At 68.2% G+C, this 21,869-nt stretch carries 20 protein-coding genes, 2 tRNA genes and 1 pseudogene; 10 read left to right on the forward strand and 13 right to left on the reverse strand.

Annotation, left to right across the window (positions count from 1 at the left end):
* Nucleotides 1–130: 130 nt before the first annotated feature.
* Nucleotides 131–775, reverse strand: a complete 645-nt coding sequence (locus BIU94_RS10060) for an aminodeoxychorismate/anthranilate synthase component II (protein WP_071258591.1) — start codon at nt 773–775, stop codon at nt 131–133.
* 80 nt (nt 776–855) lie between these two features.
* Here BIU94_RS10060 and BIU94_RS10065 point away from each other — a divergent pair, with 80 nt between their 5' ends.
* On the forward strand, nt 856–1,110 hold the full coding sequence (locus BIU94_RS10065) for a cell division protein CrgA (protein WP_071258594.1): 255 nt from the start codon (nt 856–858) through the stop codon (nt 1,108–1,110).
* Nucleotides 1,111–1,607: 497 nt separating this feature from the next.
* Here BIU94_RS10065 and BIU94_RS10070 read toward each other — a convergent pair whose 3' ends face one another.
* Complete coding sequence (locus tag BIU94_RS10070) at nt 1,608–2,462, reverse strand: rhomboid family intramembrane serine protease (protein WP_071258600.1); 855 nt, start codon at nt 2,460–2,462, stop codon at nt 1,608–1,610.
* A gap of 7 nt (nt 2,463–2,469) precedes the next feature.
* Entirely contained in the window at nt 2,470–3,009 is a 540-nt protein-coding gene (locus BIU94_RS10075; protein ID WP_071258603.1) for a peptidylprolyl isomerase, read from the reverse strand.
* A gap of 116 nt (nt 3,010–3,125) precedes the next feature.
* Between BIU94_RS10075 and BIU94_RS10080 the strand changes: the two genes are divergently transcribed.
* On the forward strand, nt 3,126–3,698 hold the full coding sequence (locus BIU94_RS10080; RefSeq protein WP_083404737.1) for a hypothetical protein: 573 nt from the start codon (nt 3,126–3,128) through the stop codon (nt 3,696–3,698).
* A gap of 436 nt (nt 3,699–4,134) precedes the next feature.
* On the opposite strand, the gene BIU94_RS10085 is transcribed toward BIU94_RS10080, so the two are convergent.
* The 10 genes and pseudogenes from BIU94_RS10085 to dnaA form a co-directional block, all read right to left on the reverse strand.
* Nucleotides 4,135–4,207: transfer RNA gene (locus BIU94_RS10085), tRNA-Ala, on the reverse strand.
* Between the two features lie 32 nt (nt 4,208–4,239).
* Nucleotides 4,240–4,316 (reverse strand) — tRNA-Ile (locus BIU94_RS10090).
* Nucleotides 4,317–4,391: 75 nt separating this feature from the next.
* Nucleotides 4,392–4,799, reverse strand: a complete 408-nt coding sequence (locus tag BIU94_RS10095) for a DUF3566 domain-containing protein (RefSeq protein WP_071258606.1) — start codon at nt 4,797–4,799, stop codon at nt 4,392–4,394.
* Nucleotides 4,792–7,464: a DNA gyrase subunit A gene (gene gyrA, locus BIU94_RS10100; protein WP_071258609.1), complete on the reverse strand. Its 2,673-nt coding sequence runs from the start codon at nt 7,462–7,464 to the stop codon at nt 4,792–4,794. The genes BIU94_RS10095 and gyrA overlap by 8 nt, the downstream gene beginning before the upstream one ends.
* Nucleotides 7,465–7,578: 114 nt before the next feature.
* Nucleotides 7,579–9,582 carry a DNA topoisomerase (ATP-hydrolyzing) subunit B gene (gyrB, locus tag BIU94_RS10105; RefSeq protein WP_071258612.1) on the reverse strand — a complete coding sequence of 668 codons (2,004 nt, stop codon included), beginning with the start codon at nt 9,580–9,582 and terminating at the stop codon, nt 7,579–7,581.
* Nucleotides 9,583–9,715: 133 nt separating this feature from the next.
* A complete protein-coding gene (locus BIU94_RS10110; protein ID WP_071258631.1) occupies nt 9,716–10,216 on the reverse strand; it encodes a DUF721 domain-containing protein in 501 nt (166 codons plus the stop codon).
* Nucleotides 10,217–10,467: 251 nt separating this feature from the next.
* Nucleotides 10,468–11,625: pseudogene (gene recF, locus BIU94_RS10115) on the reverse strand (DNA replication/repair protein RecF); the annotation flags it as partial.
* 31 nt (nt 11,626–11,656) lie between these two features.
* Nucleotides 11,657–12,544: a phosphogluconate dehydrogenase (NAD(+)-dependent, decarboxylating) gene (gene gnd / locus BIU94_RS10120; protein WP_083404738.1), complete on the reverse strand. Its 888-nt coding sequence runs from the start codon at nt 12,542–12,544 to the stop codon at nt 11,657–11,659.
* Between the two features lie 71 nt (nt 12,545–12,615).
* Nucleotides 12,616–13,761, reverse strand: a complete 1,146-nt coding sequence (gene dnaN / locus BIU94_RS10125; protein ID WP_071258641.1) for a DNA polymerase III subunit beta — start codon at nt 13,759–13,761, stop codon at nt 12,616–12,618.
* A gap of 407 nt (nt 13,762–14,168) precedes the next feature.
* Nucleotides 14,169–15,623, reverse strand: coding sequence for a chromosomal replication initiator protein DnaA (gene dnaA, locus BIU94_RS10130; protein WP_071260312.1), 1,455 nt, complete (start codon nt 15,621–15,623; stop codon nt 14,169–14,171).
* Between the two features lie 499 nt (nt 15,624–16,122).
* On the opposite strand from dnaA, the gene rpmH reads away from it, so the two are divergent.
* The 8 genes from rpmH (at nt 16,123) to BIU94_RS10170 (ending at nt 21,103) form a co-directional block, all read left to right on the forward strand.
* A complete protein-coding gene (gene rpmH / locus BIU94_RS10135) occupies nt 16,123–16,260 on the forward strand; it encodes a 50S ribosomal protein L34 (protein ID WP_022889115.1) in 138 nt (45 codons plus the stop codon).
* 47 nt (nt 16,261–16,307) lie between these two features.
* Nucleotides 16,308–16,658, forward strand: a complete 351-nt coding sequence (gene rnpA, locus BIU94_RS10140) for a ribonuclease P protein component (protein WP_071258653.1) — start codon at nt 16,308–16,310, stop codon at nt 16,656–16,658.
* Nucleotides 16,655–17,035, forward strand: coding sequence for a membrane protein insertion efficiency factor YidD (gene yidD / locus BIU94_RS10145; RefSeq protein WP_071258658.1), 381 nt, complete (start codon nt 16,655–16,657; stop codon nt 17,033–17,035). The genes rnpA and yidD overlap by 4 nt, the downstream gene beginning before the upstream one ends.
* An 8-nt stretch (nt 17,036–17,043) precedes the next feature.
* Nucleotides 17,044–18,012: a membrane protein insertase YidC gene (gene yidC, locus BIU94_RS10150; protein ID WP_071258661.1), complete on the forward strand. Its 969-nt coding sequence runs from the start codon at nt 17,044–17,046 to the stop codon at nt 18,010–18,012.
* Entirely contained in the window at nt 18,013–18,507 is a 495-nt protein-coding gene (locus BIU94_RS10155) for a R3H domain-containing nucleic acid-binding protein (protein ID WP_071258662.1), read from the forward strand. It abuts the gene before it with no gap.
* Nucleotides 18,504–19,163, forward strand: coding sequence for a 16S rRNA (guanine(527)-N(7))-methyltransferase RsmG (gene rsmG, locus BIU94_RS10160; RefSeq protein ID WP_071258668.1), 660 nt, complete (start codon nt 18,504–18,506; stop codon nt 19,161–19,163). Before BIU94_RS10155 ends, rsmG begins: the two co-directional genes overlap by 4 nt.
* An 81-nt stretch (nt 19,164–19,244) precedes the next feature.
* Nucleotides 19,245–20,138, forward strand: a complete 894-nt coding sequence (locus BIU94_RS10165) for a ParA family protein (RefSeq protein WP_071258677.1) — start codon at nt 19,245–19,247, stop codon at nt 20,136–20,138.
* Nucleotides 20,138–21,103 (forward strand): ParB/RepB/Spo0J family partition protein, encoded by a 966-nt coding sequence (locus BIU94_RS10170; protein ID WP_071258682.1) that lies wholly within the window; start codon nt 20,138–20,140, stop codon nt 21,101–21,103. The genes BIU94_RS10165 and BIU94_RS10170 overlap by 1 nt, the downstream gene beginning before the upstream one ends.
* Nucleotides 21,104–21,869: the final 766 nt, after the last annotated feature.

Consider the following 21,869-nt stretch of genomic DNA (forward strand, 5'->3'; position numbering starts at 1 on the left):
CCCGTGGGACGGTGTCCGCTCGTCGGACGCAGGGCGGGCCTCCCGACCGGAACCCGCCGGACCGGTTCCCGACGTTGACGCGGAGCGGCCGCCGAGCCTGACGCAGGCCGAGGCCGTCCCCGTCGGCTCGTCAGCCGCGGTGTGCGGCGATCAGCGGACCGAGTCCGTCCGCCCGCTCGACGGCACCGTCGAGGCCGGCCGTCTCGAGCCAGTTGCCGACCATGCGGTAACCACCCTCGGTGAGGACCGACTCCGGGTGGAACTGCACGCCGTAGACCGGGTGGTCCCGGTGCTGGACGCCCATGATGACGCCGCCGCCGGTGCGGGCCGTGACGGTGAGCTCCTCCGGCACGGTGCCGTCCACGATCGCCAGCGAGTGGTAGCGCGTGGCGGTGAAGGGGTGCGGGACCCCGGCGAACAGCACGCTGTCGTCGTGGTCGACCTGCGACGTCTTGCCGTGCATGAGTTCCTCGGCATGCGTGACCGTGGCGCCGAGCGCCTCCGCGATGGCCTGGTGGCCGAGGCAGACACCGAGCAGCGGCGTCTCGGCCTCGATCGCGGCGTGGACCGTCGCGATGGACACCCCGGCCTCCGCCGGCGTGCCCGGACCCGGGGAGAGCAGGACACCGTCGTACTCGGCGAGGCGGTCGGCGATCTCGGACTCCGGGAACGCGTCGTTCCGCACCACGTCGGTCTCTGCACCGAGTTGCTGGACGTACCCGTTCAGCGTGTAGACGAAGCTGTCGTAGTTGTCGACGACGAGGATCCTGGTCATGGTCGATCACCGTACTCGTGGGGGAATGTGTGGTCCGTCCGCGGATGGACCACGGACGCCGTCACGGTAGGATACCGGCCATGGCCAAGGACAAGGACCGCACCAAGCCCGCCCGGAGGACCCGAGCCGACTCGGTCGATACCGCGGGGGACGCCCCCAACCCGGTGTGGTTCAAGCCGGTCATGTTCGGCTTCATGCTCCTCGGGCTCATCTGGGTCATCGTCTTCTACATCTCGAACGCGATGCTGCCCGTCCCGAGCCTCGGCTCGTGGAACATCCTCATCGGCTTCGGCATCATGTTCATCGGCTTCCTCATGACCACTCGGTGGCGCTGACACCGAAGCACCACACCTCCGACGCCCGTCGCACCGCAAGGTGCGGCGGGCGTCGTCATTCTCCACAGCTTCACGAACGCTCGTCCGCCAGGTTCCGTGCCGAACGGCTGGTTGTCCCCATCTGTCCACAGTTGTGCACACTCTCCACAGCTCCCTCCACACCCGAGTCCGGGAGTTATCCACACCTGATTCCACAGTGGGGATAATCACACCGGTGTAACTCACCGGGTTGTCCCCAGTTGTGGATAACTTTGCTGGGACGTGTGGAAAGTGAGTCCGACGTACCGCTGACGACTCTGCACGCCGCCGACCGCGGCGGGAACGACAGGCGCCGCAGCCGCTCTCTTGCGGTGCGTCACCGCTGTCCGCGGTGCCGGCGACGCAGAGGGCGCCCGGAGCGCGCTGCGGCACCGACGGACGCCCGTGGACGACGAACGCCCCGTCGCGCGGAGCGACGGGGCGTTCGAGGAGCTCGAGGTGTGCGGCTCGGTGGCCGGTCAGCCGACCGTGACGGCGTACCCCATGACGGTCAGGGCGACCGCCACGACGGCCGCAGCAACGAGCAGTGCGATCTGCAGTGGTCGCTGGCGGATGTTCCGGGTCTGCGCGAAGACGAACCCGACGAGGAAGCCGCCGATGATGCCGCCGACGTGCGCCTGCCACGAGATGTTCGTGCCCGGGATGAACCCGATCAGCAGGTTCAGCCCCATGATCACGAGGAGCTGGACGGCGTTCTGCCCGAGACTGCGCTGCAGGACGAAGAACGCCGCGAACAGGCCGAAGATCGCACCGGAGGCACCCACGACCCACGTGCCGGGGGCCAGGAACGTGACGAGCATCGTGCCGAAGACCCCGGTGATGAAGTACAGCGCGACGAACCGCCAGGTACCGAGCATGTTCTCGAGGATCCGACCGAAGATCCACAGCGCCCACATGTTGAACAGGATGTGGAGGAAGCCCGAGTGCACGAACAGCACCGTCACCGCCCGCCACGGCTGCACCGGCAGCAGCAGCGAGTTGTAGGCGAGCAGGTTCGTCAAGGCACCGCGACTGAGCTCGTCGAACAGCCAGACGAGCACCGAGATCGCCACGAGGACGACGGTGCCCTTCTGGTCGAGCATCGCGAAGCGCCGTCGGGCGACCGTCAGGCCGCTCGGGCCTCCGGACGCCCGACGGTTCGCCGCGAACTGTGCGCGCTGTTCACGCACGCACTCCGGGCAGTGCACCCCGACCGCCGCCGGCGTCTGGCACTCCGGGCAGATCGTCCGCCCGCACCGCTGGCACAGCACGAAGCTCTGCCGGTCGGGGTGCCGGTAGCAGGTGTTGTTCGGGTTGTACGCCTGGTCGGTCACGTGGGGATCAGACGTCCTCGACGTCGATGCTCTGGATGACGACGTCCTCGAGGGGCTTGTCGCGGCCGTCGGTGGCCACGCCCTCGATCCCGTCGACGACCGCGCGCGACTCGTCGTCGGCGACCTCACCGAAGATGGTGTGCTTGCCCTGCAGCCACGGCGTCGCCACCGTGGTGATGAAGAACTGCGAGCCGTTCGTGCCACGGCCGCCCTGGATGCCGGCGTTCGCCATGGCGAAGATGTAGGGGTTCTGGAACGTGAGCTCGGGCGAGATCTCGTCGTCGAAGCGGTAGCCCGGGCCACCGATGCCCTGACCGAGGGGGTCGCCGCCCTGGATCATGAAGTCCTTGATGATGCGGTGGAAGATGACGCCGTCGTACAGCTTGTCGGTCGACACCTTGCCCGTGCCCGGGTGGGTCCACTCCTGCTGGCCCGTGGCGAGGTCGACGAAGTTCTTGACGGTCTTCGGAGCGTGGTTGCCGAACAGGTTGACGCGGATGTCGCCCTTGTTGGTGTGGATCGTTGCGACAGCGGTGTGCAGAGACATGTTCCGATTCTCGCATGTACTCCTGACATGCAGACGGATCCCACAGCGGAGGTTCCGTGACCTGTCAGGGAGTGTGGTGGCAGGATGGGGTCACGCCGATCCGATGGAGGAACCAGATGACGACGATCGAGATCCCGCGCAAGCGTCGGAAGCAGATCAAGAAGCTCAAGGGCCAGACCGCCACGCTCCTCGGAGAGCAGCGCAAGGTCCTCGAGCACGCGAACGCGATCCTGGCCGAGGCCCGGTCGAACGCAGCAGACGCAGCCCGCAAGGACATCGCCCCCCGCGTGCAGAACGCGATCGACAACGGCATCCGCCCGGCCGTCGCGACGGGGGTGCACGCAGCGACCTCGGCAGCGCAGAGTGCATCGCACCGCTTCCAGTCGGAGGTCGTGCCCGGCCTGGTCTCGACCGCCGGTTCGGTGCTGAGCATCGGTGACCTCGCGAAGGACCCGCGGGTGAAGAAGATCGTGAAGAACGCCCAGAAGAAGGGCAAGCAGGCCAAGAAGGCCGCGGGCAAGTACGTGCCGCAGCAGAAGAAGGGCCTCGGCTTCGGTGGCGTCGCGCTCATCGTCGTCGGTGTGGTCGCCGTCGCCGGCGCCGCGTACGCCGCGTACCAGACGCTCCGTGCGGACGACGACCTCTGGGTCGCCGACGACACGGACTCGGCGGAGAAGCCCGCCGCCTGACCTCCCGGTTCGTACGAAGGGCCCCGGCACTGCGCCGGGGCCCTTCGTCGTTCCCGGGTACTGGCGTTCGTGCACCCGCCCGCCGCGTGCTCTGAACGCACCCGTCCACCTGCCTGGAGGCACGCGGCGGCCCGCCACCGCGCCTCCCGTCCGCCACGCGGACGTGCGGTCGTGCGGTCACGCGGTCACGCAACGCGCCACGGGAACACCGCCGAGCGGCCGCAACCTGTCGCCCAGACATCGCGCAAACGACAGTTCCAGCCACCTCGGCGAACCGCACGCGGCGTGTCGTGACCACTCGACGAAGACGATGCGGAGTGGTGAGTGCCGGACCCGGCCACCGCCGAGCGGCGCGTCGCCGAAGCCGCGCAGACGAACACGGCCACCGAGACCGGCGGAGCGAGGAACGAGCGAAGCAGCGTTCGCCCTGAGGGAGTGGAGCCTGGGAGAATCGAACTCCCGACATCCTGCTTGCAAAGCAGGCGCTCTACCAACTGAGCTAAGGCCCCTGGACACCTGTGGTGCAGATGTTGGAGGGAAGTGGTGGGGCTACAAGGACTTGAACCTTGGACCTCTTCGTTATCAGCGAAGCGCTCTAACCGCCTGAGCTATAGCCCCTCAGACCGGATGAAAGCCTACCGCACGATCCCGCCGGAACGAAATCGAGCACTGGCGCCATCCGGCCCGGGTGTGTCAGTTGTTCGTGAAGCCGACGAGCAGGCCGCCGGTGATCCGCACACTGAGGTTGTAGAGCACGCTCACGATCGCGCCGAGCACGGTGCCGACGACGACGTTGAGGATGCCCACGACGATGGAGAACCCGAGGACCTGGCCCAGTGAGAACTGGTCCATGATCGAGTAACTGTTCTGCCCGGTGACGTCCTTGAGCAGGGCGTCGACCTGCGTGAACACGCCCGTCTGGTTGAGGATGACCCACACCAGGGCGGTGGCGACCACGATCACGATGCTGCCCGCGAGGGCGATGAGGAAGCTCAGCTTCACCATCGACCAGAAGTCGAGGTAGACCAGCCGCAGGCGGACCTGGCGGGTGCCGACGGGACGCTTCGCCTTCTTCTGGAGCTTCTCGGCGACACTACTCATTGCTTGACTGGTCCTCTCCGGCCTCGTCGTCGACGGGCGCGGGGTTGGTGGGCGCGTTGTCGATGGAGTCAGTGGGTTCCGGCGCCGCTTCGGCCGGGCTGACCGTCTCGACCGGGCCCGCTGGCTCGATCTCGGCGTCGTCCTGGTCGACCAGGTTCCGCTCGGTGTTCTGGGCCACGGCGATGATCCGGTCGTTCTCCGCGAACCTCGCGAAGACCACGCCCATCGTGTCTCGGCCCTTGGCGGGGACCTCGGCCACGGCAGACCTTACCACCTTGCCCGATTGCAGCACGACGAGCACCTCGTCGTCCTCGCCGACGATGAGCGCGCCCACGAGGTCGCCACGGTCGAGCGCCAGCTTGGCCACCTTGATGCCCAGACCGCCACGGCCCTGCACCCGGTACTGGTCGACCGAGGTGCGCTTGGCGTAGCCACCCTCGGTCATCACCCAGACGAACCCGTCGTCGGACACGACCCGGGCCGCGAGCAGCGAGTCGCCGTCGCGGAAGGACATGCCCTTCACGCCCGAGGTCGACCGACCCATGGGTCGCAGGGTGTCGTTCGTCGCGGTGAAGCGGAGCGACATGCCCTGGCGGGAGACGAGCAGCAGGTCGTCGTGCTCGTCGACGAGGAGCGCCTGCCGGAGCTTGTCGCCGTCGCGCAGGTTGATCGCGATGATGCCGCCGGTGCGGTTCGTGTCGTACTCGGTGAGCGCGGTCTTCTTCACCAGGCCGTGCTCGGTGGCGAGGACGAGGTACTGCGCGACCTCGTAGTCGCGGATGTCGAGCACCTGCTGGATCTGCTCGTCGGGCTGCATGGCGAGCAGGTTCGCGACGTGCTGCCCCTTCGCGTCGCGGCCGGCCTCCTGGAGCTCGTACGCCTTGGCGCGGTAGACGCGGCCCTGGTCGGTGAGGAACAGGAGCCAGTGGTGCGTCGTCGTCACGAAGAAGTGCTCGACGATGTCGTCGGCGCGGAGCTGGGCGCCACGGACGCCGCGGCCACCGCGGTGCTGCGACCGGTACTGGTCACTGCGGGTGCGCTTGACGTACCCGCCGCGGGTGATGGTGACGACCATCTCCTCTTCGGGGATGAGGTCCTCGATGGACATGTCGCCGTCGTACCCGAGCATGATCTCGGTCCGGCGGTCGTCGCCGAAGCGGTCGACGATCTCCTCGAGCTCGTCGCGGATGATCGTGCGCTGCCGGGTCTCGGACGCCAGGATGTCCTGGAAGTCGGCGATCTTGCGCTCGAGTTCCTCGGCCTCGTCGTGGATCTTCTGCCGCTCGAGGGCGGCGAGCCGGCGGAGCTGCAGCTCGAGGATCGCGCGCGCCTGGATCTCGTCGACGGACAGCAGGTCCATCAGGCCGGTCCGGGCTTCCTCCACGTCGGGCGAGCGACGGATGAGGGCGATGACCTCGTCGAGGGCGTCGAGCGCCGCCAGGTAGCCGCGCAGGATGTGCGCCCGCTTCTCGGCCTCGCGCAGACGGAACTGCGTACGGCGCACGATGACGTCGATCTGGTGGGCGACCCACGCCGAGATGAAGCCGTCGAGCGGCAGGGTGCGCGGCACGCCGTCGACGATCGCGAGCATGTTCGCGCCGAAGTTCTCCTGCAGCTGCGTGTGCTTGTACAGGTTGTTCAGCACGACCTTGGCCACGGCGTCGCGCTTGAGCACGATGACCAGGCGCTGGCCGGTGCGACCGGAGGTCTCGTCGCGGATGTCGGCGACGCCCGCGAGCTTGCCGTCCTTGACGAGCTCGGCGATCTTGATCGCCAGGTTGTCCGGGTTCACCTGGTACGGCAGCTCGGTGACGACGAGGCAGGTGCGGCCCTGGATCTCCTCGACCGCGACGACCGCGCGCATCGTGATCGACCCGCGACCCGTGCGGTAGGCGTCCTGGATCCCCTTCGTGCCGAGCACCTGCGCGCCGGTCGGGAAGTCCGGCCCCTTGATGCGCTGCATGAGCGCGGCGAGGAGCTCTTCACGCGTGGCGTCGGGGTTGTCGAGCGACCACTTGGCGCCCTCGGCGACCTCGCGCAGGTTGTGCGGCGGGATGTTCGTCGCCATGCCGACCGCGATGCCGACCGAACCGTTGACGAGCAGGTTCGGGAACCGGGCCGGCAGGATCGCCGGCTCCTGCGTGCGGCCGTCGTAGTTGTCCTGGAAGTCGACGGTGTCCTCGTCGATGTCCCGGACCATCTCGAGCGCGAGCGGCGCCATCTTCGTCTCGGTGTACCGCGGGGCGGCGGCGCCGTCGTTGCCGGGCGAGCCGAAGTTGCCCTGCCCGAGCGCGAGCGGGTAGCGGAGCGACCACGGCTGCACCAGGCGGACCAGGGCGTCGTAGATCGCCGAGTCACCGTGCGGGTGGAACTGACCCATCACGTCGCCGACGACACGGGAGCACTTCGAGAACGCGCGGTCCGGGCGGTACCCGCCGTCGAACATGGCGTAGATCACGCGGCGGTGCACCGGCTTGAGGCCGTCGCGGACCTCCGGCAGGGCACGGCCGACGATGACCGACATCGCGTAGTCGAGGTACGACCGCTGCATCTCGAGCTGCAGGTCGACCTGCGAGATGCGGTCACCGGAGACGACGATGTCCCCGCTGTCGCCGTGGACGATCTCGGGCTGCTCGTCGGCGCCGTTCTCGTTGTCGTCAGCCATGTGGCTTCGTTCCCTTTCTGGACAGCCCGGAGGCTGTGGTTCCGTTGGTCGCGCCGGGCGCGACCACAGGTGGTCAGGACTGGTCGACGCGGCGTGCGCCGCGCCTCCTGGCCGTTAGATGTCGAGGAAGCGCACGTCCTTGGCGTTCTGCTGGATGAACTGGCGACGCGACTCGACGTCCTCGCCCATCAGCGTCGAGAAGACGCTGTCCACCGCGGCGGCGTCCTCGAGCGTGACCTGCAGGAGCGTCCGGGTGTCCGGGTTCATCGTGGTGTCCCACAGCTCCTTGTAGTCCATCTCGCCGAGGCCCTTGTAGCGCTGGATCCCGTTGTCCTTCGGGATCCGCTTGCCGGCTGCCAGGCCGGCCTGCATGAGGGCATCGCGCTCCCGGTCGCTGAAGACGTACTCGTGCGCCGAGTTCGACCACTTCAGGCGGTACAGCGGCGGCTGCGCGAGGTACACGTAGCCACGCTCGATGAGCGGCCGCATGTAGCGGAACAGCAGCGTGAGGAGCAGCGTCGTGATGTGCTGGCCGTCGACGTCGGCATCGGCCATCAGCACGATCTTGTGGTACCGGGCCTTGTCCGGGTCGAAGTCCTCGCCGATGCCGGCGCCGAACGCCGTGATCATCGACTGGATCTCCTGGTTCGCGAGGGCGCGGTCGAGCCGGGCCTTCTCGACGTTGAGGATCTTGCCGCGCAGGGGCAGGATCGCCTGGGTCATCGGGTTGCGGCCCTGCACGGCGGAACCGCCGGCGGAGTCACCCTCGACCATGAAGATCTCCGACAGGGTCGGGTCCTTCGACTGGCAGTCCTTGAGCTTGCCGGGCATGCCGCCCGACTCGAGCAGGCCCTTGCGACGGGTGGTCTCGCGCGCCTTGCGGGCAGCGAGCCGTGCCTGCGAGGCCTGGATCGCCTTGCGGACGACGTCGCGCGCCTGGGTCGGGTTGCTCTCGAACCAGTGCGTCAGCTCGCTGCCGACGACGCGCTGGACGAAGCCCTTTGCCTCGGTGTTGCCGAGCTTGGTCTTCGTCTGGCCCTCGAACTGCGGCTCGCCGAGCTTCACGGAGATGACGGCCGTCAGGCCCTCGCGGATGTCGTCACCCGTGAGGTTGTCGTCCTTCTCCTTGATGATCTTGGCTTCGCGCGCGTACTTGTTCACCAGGTACGTCAGGGCGGCACGGAAGCCCTCTTCGTGGGTCCCGCCCTCGTGCGTGTTGATCGTGTTCGCGAAGGTGTGGACGCTCTCCTGGTAGGAGGTGTTCCACTGCATCGCGACCTCGAGCGCGATCTTGCGCTCCGGGTCCTCGGCCTCGAACCCGATGACGTCGGGGTGGACGAGGTCGGCCTTCTTCTGCGAGTTGATGTACTCGACGTAGTCGGCCAGTCCGCGCTCGTAGTGGAAGGAGTCCTTGCGGGCCTCTTCCCCTTCTTCCGGGGTGCGCTCGTCCAGCAGGTTGATCCGCAGGCCCTTGTTGAGGAACGCCATCTGCTGGAACCGGGTGCGCAGGGTCTCGTAGTCGAACTCGACGGTCTCGAAGATGTCGGCGTTCGGCCAGAAGGTGATCGTGGTGCCGTGGTCGTCGGACGGTTCGTCCTGCGAGACCGGGGCGACGGGGACGCCGTCGGTGTAGCTCTGGCGCCACACGTGGCCCTGGCGGCGGACCTCGACGTCGAGTTCGCTCGACAGCGCGTTCACGACGGAGGACCCCACGCCGTGCAGACCACCGGAGACCGCGTACCCGCCGCCGCCGAACTTGCCGCCGGCGTGCAGGACGGTGAGCACGACCTGCAGCGTCGAGACGCCCTCGGCCGCGTGGACGTCCACCGGGATGCCGCGGCCGTTGTCGACGACGCGGACGCCGCCGTCCTCGCGGATGGTGACGTCGATCGTGTCGCAGTAGCCGGCGAGGGCCTCGTCGACGGAGTTGTCGACGATCTCCTGGACCAGGTGGTGCAGACCGCGCGGGCCCGTCGAGCCGATGTACATGCCGGGGCGCTTGCGCACGGCCTCGAGCCCCTCGAGCACCTGGATCTGGTCCGCGCCGTAGGATGGTTCGCTCTGCGGGGTCTCCGCGTCGAGCGGGTTCTGCGGTTCGTCTTCAGATCCTGATGCCATGTCGAGCGTGCTCCTGCCTGCGCGCGGAACGCCCGCGCACTGCACCTCCCAGTCTACCGCAGGGACCCCTCTTCCGAGGCGTCATCCGGCCCTCAGACGGGCTTTTTTGGCACCGCAGGATGATTTCGTCTGGTCACCCGTAGGTGTCGCGGGGGCCGCGCCCCTGGACCGTCCTGGGACCGCGTTTCCAGGTGGGGGCGTCCGGCCCCGAAACCCGGATCGACTCGACCCCGGCCTCCGGGTGCCGCTCGGCGATCGTCGTCGTGACCGACGCGCGCATGAGTCGGAGCTGCGTCGCCCACGCGGTCGAGTCGCAGCGGATGACGAGCGCGCCGTCGTCGATCGTCACCGGGGTGGAGTGCTTCGCGAGCTCGTCACCCACGACGCTCGGCCAGTCCACGAAGAGCTCCGAGCGGGCGAGCGGCTCCGTCCAGCCGAGCTCCTGCGCGAGCGAGCCGACGATGTCGCCGAGGCCCCTCGGCTCGCGACCCCGCCCGTACGGCACGGTGTCCGCGTCGAACTCGCGCGCCCGCCGCCGACGGGCGTCGGTGCCGCGCTTCGACGGGTCGCCGAACACGGCACGGAGGTGCCGGTAGACCCGTGCGGGCTCGGTCGGCTTCCAGGGGCGGGGCATCAGGAGCCGGTCCTCGGTGCGGCCGTGTCCGGGGTCGGGGTCGGGGTCGGGCCGGCGGTGCCGGCCGCGTCCGGCGTGCCGGCCGCATCCGCGGTCGGGGTCGGGTTTGCATCCGAGGTCGAGGTCGCGGTCGGGATCGCGTCCGCGGTGCTGGCCGCATCCGCGGTCGGGGTCGTCGCGTCGGTCGCGTCCGCCGTCGGGGTCGCGTCGTGCTCCGGACGGGAGGCTCGACCCGCGTCCGCCTCGTCGGTCACGATCGTGCCCGCCTCGATGCGCACCGTGTGCGCCGCCAACTGGCCGGGCACGTCACCGAAGACGGCGGCCGTGATGAGCACCTGCTCGTAGTCGGCGACCGCGTTCCCCAGCCGTTCCCGCCGCGACTCGTCGAGTTCGGCGAAGACGTCGTCGAGGATGATGATCGGGTCGCCCAGGCTCGACTCGGCCCGCAGGATCGAGGCACTCGCCAGCTGGATGGCGAGCGCGAACGACCACGACTCTCCGTGACTGGCGTACCCGCGGGCTGGTAACCCGTTCAACTGGAAGAGCACGTCGTCCCGGTGGGGTCCGACAAGGGTGAGCCCGCGGTCGAGTTCGTCCCGCCGCCGCCGCTCGAGCGCAGCCGCGAACGCCTCAGCCGCAGCCGGGACGGACACCGGCTCGTCGGGCGTCCCGAGCACCGGGTCGGTGGCGGCCGCCGACTCGGGGTCCCCGCCGCGGATCGACAGCACGCCCGCGATCGACGCGTCGTGGTGCTCGCCCGCGACGGTCGCGTAGGCCTCGGCCACGAAGGGCGCGAGCCGCCGTGTCAGGTGGTCGCGCGCCGCGACGATCTCGGCGCCGAGCCCGACCAAGCGGTCGTCCCACACGTCGAGCGTCGACAGTGCGTTCGCCTTAGCGCCCGTCGCCCGGGCCGACTTGAGCAGCGTGTTCCGCTGCCGCAACGTGCGGTCGTAGTCCGCGAGCACGCCCTGCATCCGCGGGGCGATCTGCCCCAGCAGCTCGTCGAGCATCCGTCGGCGACCGGCCGGTTCCCCACGCACGAGTGCGAGGTCCTCCGGGGCGAAGAGCACGCTCGTGCAGTAGCGCGGCAGCTCACGCGGCTTGATCGCCGACCGGTTCACCTGGGCACGGTTCGCGCCGGTGCGGTTGATCTGCACCTCGGCCAGGATGCTGCGCTCCTCGTGCGCGAGCCGCGCGCGGACGATCGCCGCGTCGCAGCCCTGTCGCACGAGTGCCGCGTCGGTGGGGACGCGGTGCGAACCGAGGGTGGAGAGGTACCCGATCGCCTCGACCAGGTTGGTCTTGCCCTGTCCGTTCCGCCCGACGAACAGGTTCGGCCCGCGTGCGAGGTCGACGTCCGCCTCCCGGTAGTTCCGGAAGTCGGTCAGTTGGAGGTGGTCGACGTGCACGCGGGCCGAGGCCGGGTTTCCCCGGGAAGTCCTAGGACTTCTTGACGGCGTGACCGCCGAACTGGTTGCGGAGCGCCGCGACGGCCTTCATCGTCGGGGACTGGCTGCCCTGACGCGAGACGAAGCGGGCGAACATCGCCGCGGACAGCGCCGGCATCGGGACGGCGAGCTCGATCGCCTCTTCGAGGGTCCAGCGACCCTCGCCCGAGTCGTCGACGTAGCCCTCGAGCTCGTCGAGCTTCGGGTCCTCGTTGATCGCGAGCACGAGCAGGTCGAGCAGCCAGGACCGGACGACCGTGCCGCGCTGCCACCCGGCGAAGACCGCGGGGACGTCGTGGACGATGTCCTTGGCCTCGAGGAGCTCGTAGCCCTCGCCGTACGCCTGCATGATCGCGTACTCGATGCCGTTGTGGACCATCTTCGCGTAGTGACCCGCGCCGACGCCGCCGGCGTGCGAGAAGCCCTCTTCGCGGGGACCCTCGGGACGGAGTGCGTCGAAGACCGGCATCGCGAACTCGACGTCCTCGACGGCGCCACCGACCATGAGGCCGTAGCCGTTGTCCTTGCCCCAGACGCCACCGGAGACGCCGGCGTCCATGTAGCGGATGCCCTTGGCGTCGAGCTGCTTGGCGTGCACCTCGTCGTCGAGCCACTTCGAGTTGCCGCCGTCGATGACGAGGTCGCCCTCGCTGAGGACCTCGGCGAGGTCGGAGATCACGTCGTCGGTGATCTTGCCGTGCGGGACCATGACCCACACGAGCTTCTTGCCCTCGGGCAGCGCCGCGGCGAGTGCGCCGAGGTCGGCGACGTCGGAGACGGCGGGGTTGGCGTCGTAACCGGTGACCTCGATCCCAGCGTTGCGGAGACGGGCACGCATGTTGTTGCCCATGCGACCAAGGCCGACAAGACCGATGTGCATGATTTCCTCTTCTGTTCGTCGTCGCGCTGATGCAGCGGGGAGCGCGTCAGCGCAGTGTTCGGCTGTTGCGCTTACCGCAGCAGGAGATTGGGCTGCAGCAGGTACCGGTAACCGTCGGTCGCTGCGGCCTCTTGCGAAGTCTGGCCGGTGATGAGCACCGGGCCCGGCTTGTTGGGGTTCTCCGTCTTGGTGAAGGAGATGCGGACGAACTCGGAGTGCACCGCGTTCAGTCCGTCCAGGAGGAACGCGGGCTTCAACGAGACCACCGTTTCCTCTCCGGTCAGCAACGCACTGATCGACTCTGACGCCTGCGCTTGTTCGGATCCGATCGCCTCGAGCGTGAGCCCGTCGACCGAGAAGGAGAACCGGAGGGCGGCTTCGCGCTCCAGGACGAGGGAGACCCGTCGGACGGCCTCGACCAGTTCCGCGGTGTTGATCACCGCGTGGTCGTTGACGGTCTCCGGGAAGAGCCGGCGGACCGGCGGGTAGTTGCCCTTGATGAGCAACGACGTCACGGTCTTGTCGTCGGCGTGGAACGCGATGAGCTCGCGGTCGGAGCTGCCCGAGATCGACACCGACACCGTGGACGCCGAGCCGAAGGTGCGGCCGACCTCCTGCAGGGTGCGCGCCGGGACGAGCGCGTGCAGCGGGTCGGAGCCGACGCGGCCGGAGTCCCAGGCGATGGTGCGGACCGCGACGCGGTAGCGGTCGGTGGCGATGAGCGACAGGTCGTTGTCGCCGACCTCGAGCTGCACACCGGTGATGACCGGGGTGACGTCGTCGCGGCTCGCGGCGACGGCCACCTGCGAGACGGCCTCGGAGAACGCGTCGCCCGGGATGACACCGGTCTGCGGACCGATCTCCGGCAGGGTCGGGTACTCCTCGACCGGCATGGACAGGAGCGTGAAGTGCGCGGAGCCGCAGGTGACCGAGATCTTCGAGTCCTCGGTGGTGAACGACACCGGGGCGTTCGGCAGTCGGCTCGCGATGTCGTTCAGCAGGCGACCCGAGACCAGGACCGTCCCCGGGTCGTCGATCTGCGCCGAGATCGAGGTCTGCGCCGAGACCTCGTAGTCGAACGACGAGAGCGTGAGTCGGTCGCCGTCCGCGTGGATGAGGACACCCGAGAGGATCGGGAGGGTCGTGCGCTGTGGGAGGAGCTTCACCGCGAAGGAGACGGCTTCGGAGAAGACGTCCCGGTTGACCTCGAACTTCACAGCTGGAACCCCTGTCGATCGGCTTGGACTGTCCGGCCGCCCCATTGTGGCACAGGCGGACGGAGCCCGGATTTCTTGTCATCCCGCCGTCCACAAGGTTGTCCCGCGGAGATGGATCGTTAACCAGGAGTAATGGTGTTAACGCCTGTGCACACTGTGGATAACCCTGTGCATGCCGCGCTGCCGTTGGGAACTACACGATTGTGACTTGTTGACGGCCTGTGAGCGCTGTCTGGATGACGAAATCTCGTCTATCCACTTCCATCCCCAGTTTCCACAAGTGCCCCCTCAGCTGTGAACAACCGGGCGGCGTGTCCTCCACAGTTATCCACAGGCTTTCCACACTGTGAAGAGTCCGGCCACTGGAACCGTCTCAGATGGTGGACGGGGCCGCGACGGGGCCGATCTCAGCGGTACCGGCGGTCCTGCTTGATGCGGCTCGTGAGCTCGGTGACCTGGTTGTAGATCGACCGTCGCTCCTTCATGAGCTCGGTGATCTTCTTGTTCGCGTACATCACCGTCGTGTGGTCTCGGTTGCCGAACAGCTGTCCGATCTTCGGCAGCGACAGGCTCGTGAGCTCTCGGCAGAGGTACATTGCGATCTGTCGCGCGGTGGCGATCGCTTGCGACCGCGAGGAGCCGTAGAGGTCGTCGACGGAGAGCTTGAAGTACTCCGCGGTGTGGTTGATGATGTCCGTCGGCGCGACGACGTTGTCCTCGTCGAGGGTGATGAGGTCCTTGAGGACGGTCTGCACGAGGGCCATGTCGACGGCCGTCCGGTTCAGGCTCGCGAACGCCGTGACGCGGATGAGCGTGCCCTCGAGCTCGCGGATGTTGCTCGACACCTTCGAGGCCATGAACTCGAGGATGTCGTCGGGCACCTGCAGGTGGTCGGACTGCGCCTTCTTGCGGAGGATCGCGATGCGGGTCTCGAGCTCGGGTGCCTGCACGTCGGTGATGAGGCCCCACTCGAACCGCGAACGCATGCGGTCCTCGAAGCCGGTCAGGTGCTTCGGCGCGACGTCGGACGTGATGACGACCTGCTTGTTGTGGTCGTGCAGCGTGTTGAACGTGTGGAAGAAGGCCTCCTGCGTGGAGTCCTTCCCCTGCAGGAACTGGATGTCGTCGATGAGCAGGATGTCGATGTCGCGGTACCGCTGCTGGAACTGGTTCGAGCGGTTGTTCGCGATCGAGTTGATGAAGTCGTTCGTGAACTCCTCGCTCGACACGTACCGGACGCGGATCCCCGGGTAGAGGCTCTCGGCGTAGTGACCGATGGCGTGGAGCAGGTGGGTCTTGCCGAGACCGGAGTCGCCGTAGATGAAGAGCGGGTTGTAGGCCTTCGCCGGCGCCTCGGCCACCGCGACCGCTGCGGCGTGGGCGAACCGGTTCGACGAGCCGATGACGAAGTTGTCGAAGTTGTACTTCGGGTTGAGGCGGGACTCCGGTCGTCCGCTCGTCCCCGGGGAGTCGATCTGGCTCGGCACGAACGGCGCTTCGATGTACTGGCGCGGGGCGGCGCTCTGCTCGACGATCTCCTGCACGGGCTCGGCGTACTCCGGCACGTTCGGGTCGACGCGGGGCTCGGAGGCCATGTCCGGGTTCACCGTGATCGCGAAGTTCGCGACCGAGTCGTCGCCGATGCGGGTCACGGCCTCGGTGATCGGGATCCGGATGCGCTGCTCGAGCATGCCGCGGGTGAGGTCGTTCGGCACCTCGAGGTAGAGGGTGCCGGCGAGGACGCCCTTCGGCTCGACGAGGTTGAGGAAGCCGTGCAGCTGCGGCGTGATGCGGGGGTCCTCGGCGAGGAGTCCGAGTACGGATGACCAGAGGTCCTCGACGGGGTCGGCCGGCATCGTCATGCGCGCTCGTCTCCAGGTGTCGTGTCGTGCGGTCGCCGCCGGACGGTGGTGCGGCAGCGGGTCGGACAGGCCGAGGCACCGGGGCGGTCCGCGCCGGATCAGGGTCGACGCGGGCGGGTCGTCTGCGGCTCCGCGGGCTTCGTCGGCGCCTCGTTCCACCGTGGTTCCCAACAGGGTTGTCCACAGCGTTGTCCACGAGCGTCCCGCGTCGCGCGACAGGAGTACTTCCCTGTCGTACCGGGGCACGGAGCCGATCGATCACCCCACTGTAAAGGACCGGACCGACGTGCACCGAACGGAAGTTGTCCCCAATGTGGAGAATCGTGGTCGGCCACCCGTCCGTCGGAGGGGTCGCCGGCGGGGTTTGACCTGGTCGCCGCTGTCACGTACCGTTAACCAGTTGACTGCGGCCTCTTGGTCGCGCCCATCTGCGTCGTTCGACACCCGGACGGCTACACATACGTGACGGCTCGCCGCGAGCAGCCGTGTGGAGAACATCATGAGCAAGCGCACCTTCCAGCCGAACAACCGCCGCCGCGCCAAGAAGCACGGCTTCCGCCTCCGCATGCGGACGCGTGCCGGCCGTGCCATCCTGTCGGCGCGTCGCGCCAAGGGCCGCACCGAGCTCTCGGCCTGATCAGGCTCACCGCCTGATCCGGTCATCGGTCTGACCCCGGCGTCGCAGTGTTGGCCAGCGCCAACCGCGTCGTGCGCGGGGACGACTACCGGAACGTCGTGCGTCGTGGTCGCAAGAGCGCCACGGCGCACGTCGTCGTATCCGTCGTCCGTCAGCCCGGGGATCGATCCGCGCCGACGCGGTTCGGGTTCATCGTCGCGAAGACCGTGGGCAACGCCGTGACCCGGAACCTGGTCAGGCGACGGCTCAAGGCCATCGCGCACGACCTGCTCGTCGAGCACCCCGAGGGGTACGACGTGGTGGTCCGTGCACTGCCAGCCGCATCGCAGGCCGGATGGCCTACCCTGCTCGAAGACGTCACGCGCTCCTTCGCGCGCGGGGTGGAGAAGGCAGCATGAACCGCACTCTGTGGACCCGGCTGGCCTGGGTCGTCGCGTTGCTCCCACGCAACGCGTGCGTCGTCGTGCTCCGGGCGTACCGCGCGGCGATCTCGCCGCTCTACGGGAACGTCTGCCGCTACCACCCGTCGTGCTCGCGGTACGCCCTCGAGGCGATCCAGCAGTACGGCGTCGTCCGCGGATCGGCCATGGGCGCCTGGCGAATCGCCCGCTGCAACCCCTGGGCTGCTGGTGGCATCGACGACGTCACGGAACGTCGTCACCCGTTCGTCGTCAACCGGTTCGGGTTCGTCCTCGCGCCGATCCCGCAGCAGCCGCACCCCGCGGTCGGAACGGCCCGGCCGGTCCTGCTCCCCCAGCGCACTCGAAAGGCGTAGCCGTCCCCATGGACATCATCGGAACGATCCTCTGGCCGCTCAAATGGGTGGTCTCCGCCATCCTCGTCGGCTTCCACTGGATCTTCGAGAACCTCGGCATGGATCCCGGAGCGGGCATCACCTGGGTGCTCTCCATCATCTTCCTGACGTTCGTGGTCCGCGCCGCGCTCATCCCGATCTTCGTGAAGCAGATCAAGTCGCAGCGTCGCATGCTCGAGGTCGCGCCGCAGCTCAAGAAGATCCAGGACAAGTACAAGGGCAAGAAGGACCAGTTCTCGCGTGAGGCCATGAGCCGCGAGACCATGGCGCTGTACAAGGAGACCGGGACGAACCCGCTGAGCTCCTGCCTGCCGTTGCTGCTGCAGATGCCGATCTTCTTCTCGCTGTACTCGGTGTTGCACGAGGCGCAGATCAACAAGACCGGCATCGGCCTGCTGACGAACGACCTCGCGGCCTCCTTCGGCAACGCGGCGCTGTTCGGGGCTCCCCTGCACGAGACGTTCACGAACGCCTCCGGCTGGGAGGTCCGCGCGATCGCCGGCTTCATGATCGTCGTGATGACGGCCTCGCAGTTCGTCACCCAGCTGCAGCTCGTCGCCAAGAACATGTCCCCGGAGACCAAGGAGTCTCCGATGTACCGCCAGCAGAAGATGATGCTGTACATCCTCCCGCTGGTCTTCGTCATCTCGGGCCTGAGCTTCCCCCTCGGCGTCATGTTCTACTGGCTCGCTTCGAACATCTGGACGATGGCGCAGCAGTACTTCGTCATCCGCAGCATGCCGACGCCGGGCTCCGAGGCCGCCCTCGCCCGCGAGGCACGTCTGGCCAAGAAGGCCCAGCGTCGCGGCGTCGCCACCCCGGTGCTCGCCGAGGCCGGCGCCGGCGCCGGTGCGGCCGAGGTCGAGGCCGTGCGCGTCACCACCCAGCGTCAGCAGCCGGTTGGCAAGCAGCGCTCGAAGAAGAACGGGAAGAAGTAAGTGACCGAGCAGGACACCGCCGCAGCCGTCGACACCCCCGAGTCCGAGGACACGCGTGACGAGGCCGACATCGCCGCGGACTACATCGAGGAACTGCTCGACATCTGCGACCTCGACGGCGACATCGAGATCGAGGAACGTGCCGGTCGGGTCTACCTGTCCGTGACGGACGACGGTGAGGCCCTGCGGGTGCTCTCGAAGCCGGACACCGTGACCGCCCTGCAGGAGCTCACGCGCATCGCGGTGCAGGCCGAGACCGGCGAGTTCAGTCGGCTCATCCTCGACGTCGGTGGCTCGCGGGACGCCCGTGCCGGCGAACTCCAGCGGCTCGTCGACACCGCGGTCGAGCGGATCGAGGCCGGCTCGTCGTCGGCAGCACTGCCCCCGATGTCCTCGTACGAGCGCAAGCTCGTGCACGACCTGGTCGCCGAGAAGGGCTTCCACTCGGAGTCCGAGGGTGAGGGTCGGGACCGCCACACGGTCGTCACCCGATGACCGATCCGGACACCAGGACCGAGGACGCACTCGCGGTCGAGGCCGAGCCGGCGGCGGCGGTCACCCTCTTCGGTGCACGGATCGACCTCGCGCGGTCGTTCACCGCGGAACTCGCTCGTCGTGGCGAGGAGCTCGGGTTGATCGGCCCTCGTGAGTTGCCGCAGCTATGGACACGACACATCCTCAACTCTGCGCTCTTGGCACCCCTCCTGGAGGCCCGTGGCCGGGTCGCCGACGTCGGCTCCGGCGCTGGGCTCCCCGGCCTCGTGCTCGCCATCGCCCGGCCGGATGTCTCCTTCACGCTCATCGAGCCGATGGAGCGCCGTGTCGATTGGCTGACGAGCGAAGCTGCTCGTCTCGGCCTCGAGAACGTGACGGTGCTGCGCGCACGCGCTGAAGACGTCGCTGACGACGTGGTGGTCGACCAGGTCACCGCACGTGCCGTGAGTGCCCTGTCGAAGCTCATTCCGCTGACGGTGCCGCTCGTCCGCTCGGGTGGACAGCTCATCCTGATGAAGGGTGCGCGGGTCGACGACGAGATCGAGAAGGCCCGCAAGGTGATCCTCCGCAAGCGACTCTCCGACGTTGAGGTCCTCGAGCTCGGGGAGGGCGTGGTCGACGAGACCACCCGCGTCTTCCGGGCTACAGTTGACTGACGCTGCGGATCGGGTCGGGACCACCGACCGCCGGCGGCTCCGCGTTTCACGTGAAACACCGAACCGGGGAAGAGGCACTCGTTGAGTTCATCGACCGACTACGACGCGTCGACACCGCTCGCACGCGAGATCGCCGACCTGAACCGTCGTCGACGGGCCATCGCCACCCAGCAGTTCCCGCTGCCGGCCGAGACGCGGATCATCACCGTCTCGAACCAGAAGGGTGGCGTCGGCAAGACGACCACCACGGTCAACCTGGCGGCAGCGCTGGCACACGGTGGCGCCCGCGTCTTGGTCATCGACCTCGATCCGCAGGGCAACGCGTCGACGGCGCTCGGGGTGGACCACCAAGCCGAGGTCGCGAGCATCTACGACGTCATCGTCGATGAGGCGTCGATGGCTGACACCGTGCAGGCCTCCCCCGAGTCGGACACGTTGTGGTGCGTCCCGGCGACCATCCACCTCGCAGGCGCCGAGATCGAGCTGGTGTCCCTCGTCGCACGCGAGCAGCGGCTGCGCACTGCACTCGACCTGTACCTACAGTCGCTCGACGAGCCGTACCACTACGTCTTCATCGACTGCCCGCCGTCGCTCGGGTTGCTGACGATCAACGCGTTCGTCGCCGCGCAAGAGGTCCTCATCCCCATCCAGTGCGAGTACTACGCACTCGAGGGGCTCAGCCAGCTGCTGCGAAACATCGAACTGATCGAGCGGCACCTCAACCCGAAGCTCAGGGTCTCGACCATCCTGCTGACCATGTACGACGGCCGAACGAACCTGGCGAACCAGGTGGCCAACGACGTCCGTGAGCACTTCGGGAGCCAGGTGCTCACCGCCATGATCCCGCGGTCCGTCCGCGTGAGTGAAGCGCCGAGCTACGGACAGAGCGTCGTCGCGTACGACGTGAATTCGTCGGGATCGCTGTCCTACCTGGAAGCAGCAGCCGAGATCGCAGCACGAGGAGCGCAGAACTGATGGCACCGAAGCGAACCGGACTGGGCCGAGGCATCGGCGCGCTCATCCCGACGGCGAACGAGCAGCAGGACCGACCGGTCGACGTGTTCTTCCCGACCGGAGGATCGCCGTCCTCCGCACCGACCGCCGACGACCTGGTGGCCGTGCCCGGGGCTCGCCTGGCGAACCTCAACCCCCTCGACGTGATCCCGAACGCGCAGCAGCCGCGCAAGGAGTTCCGTGAGGAAGAACTCCAGGAGCTCGTCCACTCGATCCGGGAGATCGGCGTCCTGCAGCCGATCGTGGTGCGGCCGATCGCAGGTGCCTCCGGGACCGAACCCCAGTACGAGCTCATCATGGGCGAGCGTCGACTGCGAGCCACCAAGGAGCTCGGCCTCAGCACGATCCCGGCCATCGTCAAGGACACCCCCGACGACGCGATGCTCCGGGACGCGTTGCTCGAGAACCTGCACCGTGCGCAGCTCAACCCCCTCGAGGAGGCGTCCGCCTACCAGCAGCTGCTCGCCGACTTCGGCATCACCCAGGAGCAGCTGGGCCAGCGCATCGGCCGATCGCGGCCGCAGATCACGAACACGATCCGCCTGCTCCGCCTCCCCTCCCCCGTGCAGCGGCGCGTGGCGGCCGGTGTGCTCTCCGCCGGCCACGCCCGTGCCATCCTCGCGGCGCCCGACGCAGATGCGATGGAGTACCTGGCGGAGAAGATCGTCAACGAGGACCTGTCGGTACGCGCCGCGGAGGCCATCGCCCAGCAGCTCTCGTCGAAGACGCCGCCGAAGGCCGCTCCGCAGCCGAGCAAGCGCCAGGCGCACTTCAACGACCTCGCTGACCGCCTGGGCGACCGCCTCAACACCCGGGTGAAGATCGCGGTGGGCGCTCGGAAGAGCTCGGTCTCCATCGAGTTCGCGAACGGCGACGACCTCAACCGGATCCTCGGCGAGCTCGGTATCGAGGACGTCGCGGGCTGACGTCTCGCGGCGATCCGCAGCAGCGGCATCGGTGCGGCGCTGTGCGGCCGTCTGTGGGCCGATCGGCGGTGCGGTGTCCACGGATCCGGGTGACGGTCTGTTGCGTCCTGTGTGAGCCCGCTACGGCCCATCGAGCACCTCCGTCGTCTCGAGCCTGAACCGGCGGGCCGCGTTTCACGTGGAACATCGGCCGACGGCCGGAAGTGGCGGTGTTGGGCCACCATCTGCCCGATCCTGCCGATGTGCTGCCACCGCTGGCATCATCAAATCCAGCGATGCCGCCCGTGCCTCCGGCCATCAGGAGCGGACATACCCTCAAGCACTTGGTGCGGCGCACGCCGACACCGTGGTCCTTCCAGCAAGCTGCTCGCGCTCGGGGTGTCCAACGGCCGCGCCTCAGCTCACATCCCGCCCTGCTCCGAGTTGCACCTGCACACCGGCCCACGGGCTGGAACGGTCGCGTGCGCGGTGCCGAATGGTGCGCACTCCACGAGGAGGAGCTCGTCGCCGAGGTCCTCTCGTCGCTGCAGTGCATTCGATGACGGGGCGGCGCTCTGGTCGGTTCGCTCCCTCGCTGGACGTGACCCGTGCGCGTTCTCCTCGGCGCTCGGTATCGGCACCTCGGCCGGCGAACTGGTGCGGCGGTTGTCCGGTGGAGAGGGAGTGCGGAGCAAGCGGACGGACCTGCCGCATCGCGGTTCAGCGTTGTACGCGGCGACACGTGATCGATCTGGTGACGTGCGGGTTCGGGGTACGGGCTGACGCG

This window comes from Curtobacterium sp. MMLR14_006 (assembly GCF_001864985.1).
Classification (GTDB): Bacteria; Actinomycetota; Actinomycetes; order Actinomycetales; family Microbacteriaceae; genus Curtobacterium.